At 63.1% G+C, this 4,585-nt stretch carries 3 protein-coding genes and 1 pseudogene; 3 read left to right on the top strand and 1 reads right to left on the bottom strand.

The genetic code is table 11. From position 1 onward, the window contains the following. Window positions 1-321: pseudogene (locus ACFSNN_RS25735) on the top strand (alpha/beta hydrolase); the annotation flags it as partial. A 163-nt stretch (window positions 322-484) separates the two neighbouring features. Here the strand turns inward: ACFSNN_RS25735 and ACFSNN_RS25730 are convergent. Next, window positions 485-1,447: a LysR family transcriptional regulator gene (locus tag ACFSNN_RS25730; protein ID WP_134463097.1), complete on the bottom strand. Its 963-nt coding sequence runs from the start codon at window positions 1,445-1,447 to the stop codon at window positions 485-487. Window positions 1,448-1,588: 141 nt separating this feature from the next. On the opposite strand from ACFSNN_RS25730, the gene ACFSNN_RS25725 reads away from it, so the two are divergent. Continuing rightward, entirely contained in the window at window positions 1,589-2,878 is a 1,290-nt protein-coding gene (locus tag ACFSNN_RS25725; protein ID WP_134463099.1) for an MFS transporter, read from the top strand. A gap of 105 nt (window positions 2,879-2,983) precedes the next feature. Further along, a complete protein-coding gene (locus tag ACFSNN_RS25720) occupies window positions 2,984-4,501 on the top strand; it encodes a M81 family metallopeptidase (protein ID WP_134463101.1) in 1,518 nt (505 codons plus the stop codon). The last annotated feature ends 84 nt before the right edge of the window (window positions 4,502-4,585 follow it).

The raw sequence follows: 4,585 nt of genomic DNA, 5'->3' as shown, positions 1-4,585 counted from the left end.
CGCTCGGCGCAATCGTTCAGCAACCCGGACCATGTCGCGGTGGTGATTCACAATTATCGCTGGCGTCTGGGGCTGGTGAAGGGCGAGCCGCAATACGACGAACTGGAGAAGCGCCTGGCCGCGGCGCCGACGATTGCCGTGCCGACCATCACGATGGAAGGCGACGCGAACGGCGCGCCGCATCCCGATCCGGCGGCATACGCGAAGAAGTTCACCGGCAAGTACGCGCACCGGAACATCGGCGGCGGTGTCGGACATAATCTGCCGCAGGAAGCGCCGAAAGCATTCGCCGATGCCGTGATCGACGTCGCACGTTTCTAGGCGAAGCGCGGGTTACAGAGGCGCGTCACGCGGCCGCCGCTTTCGGCTGCTAAGGCAAAAGGCCTGCTTCACAAAGACGGGCCGCAGCGATATGCAAGATCGCTGCGGCCCGTTGGTTCGTTCCGAGGCCGATCGTTCAGCCACTTGCGCACGCCATGCGCCGTCAACCGTTCCGTCGTCCGGCTGCCTTTCGCCGCGGGCTTTCCTTCGCTTTAGACGCAGCGAACATCGGCATGCGTTCCTCGATCCACTTGAGCAGTTCGAGCGGCCCCGCTGCAAGCGGCCGGCCGGTTTTGACCAGCACGCGCGCCTGCGCGCCTTCGAACAACGGATGCGCAATCGGGACCGTGGTCAACTCGCCGCTGGCGAGCTCACGATATGCGGCGAACTCTCCGATGAGCGTCACGAAGTTCTCCGCCGTCACGAAACGCTTCAACGCGCTCAGCGAGTTCGTCGTCAGCGTAGGGCGGATCACCACGTTCTCTGCCAACTCCAGCATCGAAACGACATGGCCGATGCCGAACGTAGAGGGCATCAGCGCGAGCGGATAGGCGCGCAGATCGTCGACACCCGCAGGCCCTTTCCGTTTGACGAGCGGATGGTCTTTCCTCAGCAGCAACACAACAGGCTGGTGCGAACTGGCTCGATATTCAATACGTGGATGCGGCGGCGGATTGTACGCCAGCCCGATATGCGCGCGGCTTTCCGCCACGTCGTCCAGCAGCGCGTCCACGGCCTGCGTCGTCATGCTGATGTCCAGGTGCGGATAGCGCGTGCAAAACGGCGCCAGCACGTTGTCGACGAGCGTGTCGACGAAACCTTCGCTGATGGACAGCTGGATACGCCCTTTCTGAAGCCCCCGCAACGCGTGCAACTGGTCCTCGAGTTTTTCCTGCTGCGACCGGTAGCCCTGCCAGAACTCGAGCAGATGCGCCGCGGCTTCCGTCGGCCTGACTCCGCGCGCCTGGCGTTCGAACAGGACCGTACCCAATTCGTCTTCGAGCAGCTTGATTTGCCGCGTGATGACCGAGGGCGACGTATTGAGGTGGTCGGCGGCGCCGCGGATGGTGCCGTGGGTCAGCACTTCGTGAAAATACCGAAGACGCTGCTGGTTGATTTCTCGCATTTGCTCGCTCCGGCGCTGGATTAGCGTTGTCTACAGGGCAACGATATGTGAACTTAGTTGCTCTTGCTAGTGAGGTTTTGCCCTGCCACCATCAACTCAACCCGCACGACGGGCCCACGGACGCAAAACCGGGAGACACGCATGTCAGCAATCCATCCATCGGCCGCCGGCGATCCTGCCTCAGCGCTCTACAGCAAGCTCAACTGGCGGCTGCTGCCGTTTCTCGTGGCCTGCTACATGTTCGCGTATCTGGACCGCGTCAACGTCGGCTTCGCCAAGCTGCAGATGCAGACCGATCTGGGTTTTTCGGACGCTGCATACGGCGTGGGCGCGGGCATTTTCTTCATCGGCTACGTTCTGTTCGAACTGCCGAGCAATCTCATGCTGCCGAAAGTCGGCGCACGCCGGACCTTCAGCCGCATTCTCGTGCTGTGGGGCATTACGTCGGCGTGCATGCTGTTCGTGCGCAGCGTGCCGGCCTTTTACGCCATGCGATTTCTGCTCGGCGTGTTCGAGGCGGGCTTCGCGCCGGGCATGATCTATTACCTGTCGTGCTGGTATGGACCGGCGCGGATGGCGCGCGCCATTGCGCTGGTGTTCGTCGCCGGACCGCTCGGCGGGATTGTCGGCGGCCCGGTGTCCGCATGGCTCATGACGAGTCTTTCCGGCGTCGGCGGCCTGGCCGGCTGGCAGTGGATGTTTCTCGTGGAAGGCCTGCCGTGCATCGCGCTCGGCCTGCTGACGCTGCGCGTCTTGTCCGACCGGCCTGAGCAGGCGCGCTGGCTGAACGACGACGAAAAGTTGCTGCTGGGGCGCGAAACCGCGCCGACCGAACATCGCGCGGACTCGTTCAAGGCTGTGCTGAAGAGCCCGAGAGTCTATGTGCTCGCGTTCGCTTACTTCAGCATCATCTTTCCCATCTATGCGATCAGCTTCTGGTTGCCGACGCTGCTGAAAGAGCAGGGCGTGAGCGACACGATCCGCCTCGGCTGGTACAGCGCGATTCCTTATGTCGCGGCCGCCGTCTGCATGTACCTCGCGGGCCGCAGCTCGGACCGGGTCGGCGAGCGCCGCTACCACTGCGCGATTCCGGCGCTCGGCGCGGCGATCTGCCTGATCGCGGCGATCTTCGCCGACGGCAATGTGACGCTCACACTCGTGGCGCTGACGCTGGGAACGGCTTGCCTCTGGATGGCCTATACGGTTTTTTGGGCCATTCCGTCCCAGCTTGTCGAGGGAACGGCGGCGGCAGGCGGCATCGCGCTCATCAATACCGTGGGATTGTCCGGCGGCTTTTGGGGACCCGCGGTAGTCGGCTGGGCCAAGGCATCGACAGGCAGTATGCATACCGGTCTCTTCGTCATGGCTGGCGCGGCCGCGTTGGCCGCCATTCTGATAATGACCGTCAAGCTGACGCTCAAGCAGGACTGACGGCTGCCGAGTCTGCATGGCAAAGTCTTTGTCGAAATCAAAAAGATAGGCATCCCTATCATCTCGTGGATTTTTTACGAGGTCGTTTGATAAAAGGTGAAACACATGAAAATCCTGATCGCCGGTTTCCAGCATGAAACCAATACTTTCGCGCCCACCAAGGCGTCTTATTCGAGCTTCGTTCAGGGCGAGGGCTTTCCGCCCATGGTCCGCGGCGACGACGTGTTCGGACTACGCGACGTCAATGTTCCGATCGGCGGCTTCATCAAAGTCATGGAAGCGAACGGGCATGAACTGAAGCCGGTGAGCTGGGCGGGCGCCAGCGCATCGGCGCACGTCACGACGGACGCATTCGAGCGGATCGGCGGCGAGATTCTCGCCGCTGTCGAGGCCGGCGGCTTCGACGCGATCTATCTCGACCTGCATGGTGCGATGGTGACCGAGCAACACGACGATGGCGAAGGCGAACTGCTCGAACGCGTGCGCCGGATCGTCGGCGCGCGCATGCCGGTGGTCGTGTCGCTGGATCTGCACGCCAACGTGACCGCTCGCATGTTCGAACACGCGAGTGCGCTCGTGGCGTATCGAACCTATCCTCATGTGGACATGGCCGAGACCGGCGAGCGCGCCGCGCGGCTTCTCGAAGATCTGATCCGTGAAGGGCGTTCGTTGCACCGGGCGGTGCGTCGAGTGCCATTCCTGATTCCCGTGAACGGCATGTGCACGCTGGTTGAGCCTGCACGTGGGATGTACCGGTTGCTGGAGGATCTCGAAGAGCGGTCCGTGGTGACCGTCTCGTTTGCGCCGGGCTTTCCCGCAGCTGATTTTCCCGAGTGCGGCCCGACGATCTGGGCTTACGCATTCGACAAAGCGGCGGCAGAACACGCAGCGGACGCGCTGTTCGCGAAGATCGCCGGCGAGGAAGCGCGCTGGGATGTGCCCTTCCTGACGCCCGACGAAGCGGCGCTCGAAGCAATCCGCGTGAGCAGTTCCGCGGCCAAGCCGGTCATCATCGCGGACACGCAGGACAACCCGGGCGTCGGCGGCGATTCGAACACAATGGGGATGGTGCGCGCGCTGTTGCGCAATGGCGCCACCGGCGCGGCGGTCGGCGTGATCTGGGATGCGCAGGCTGCGGCAGCGGCGCATCGCGCGGGTGTGGGCGCGCGCGTTTCACTCGCGCTGGGAGGACGTTCCGGAGTGCCTGGCGATTCGCCGCTGGAAGGCGTGTTCGAAGTCGAGCACCTGTCGGACGGACGTTTCCGTTTCGACGGCCCGATGCTCAACGGCATGCAAGGCGAGTTGGGGCCGGTTGCCTGTTTGCGGATCGAAGGCGTCAGGATTGCGGTGAGCTCGGTCAAGATGCAGGTGTTCGATCGCAACCTGTTCCGCGTGGCCGGCATCGAACCCGAGCAGATGAAGATTCTCGTCAACAAGAGTTCGGTGCATTTTCGCGCGGATTTCGAGGCTATCGCCGAGGCGATCCTCGTGGCGAAAGCGCCGGGGCCGATGGCTGCCGATCCCGTCGATCTTCCGTGGACCCGTCTCGATCCGGCTATCCGCTTGCGGCCGTTGGGGCCATCTTTCAGTGAGAGCGATCCGGCACGGCTCGCAAGCGCTTAATCTTTTAGGGGAATCGCCATGTCTGACCAGATCAATTTGCGGCGTCGTCGTCTGCTCGGGACGACGGTTGCGGGCCTCAGCCTG

Source organism: Paraburkholderia dipogonis, assembly GCF_042680985.1.
Lineage (GTDB): Bacteria > Pseudomonadota > Gammaproteobacteria > Burkholderiales > Burkholderiaceae > Paraburkholderia > Paraburkholderia phytofirmans.
This window is presented reverse-complemented; position numbering and strand designations above follow the sequence as displayed.

Bases quoted from the DNA above. Each gene is read 5' to 3' on its own strand.
- ACFSNN_RS25730 (WP_134463097.1), bottom strand. From the start codon at position 1,447: ATGCGAGAAATCAACCAGCAGCGTCTTCGGTATTTTCACGAAGTGCTG.
- ACFSNN_RS25720 (WP_134463101.1), top strand. From the start codon at position 2,984: ATGAAAATCCTGATCGCCGGTTTCCAGCATGAAACCAATACTTTCGCG.
- ACFSNN_RS25725 (WP_134463099.1), top strand. From the start codon at position 1,589: ATGTCAGCAATCCATCCATCGGCCGCCGGCGATCCTGCCTCAGCGCTC.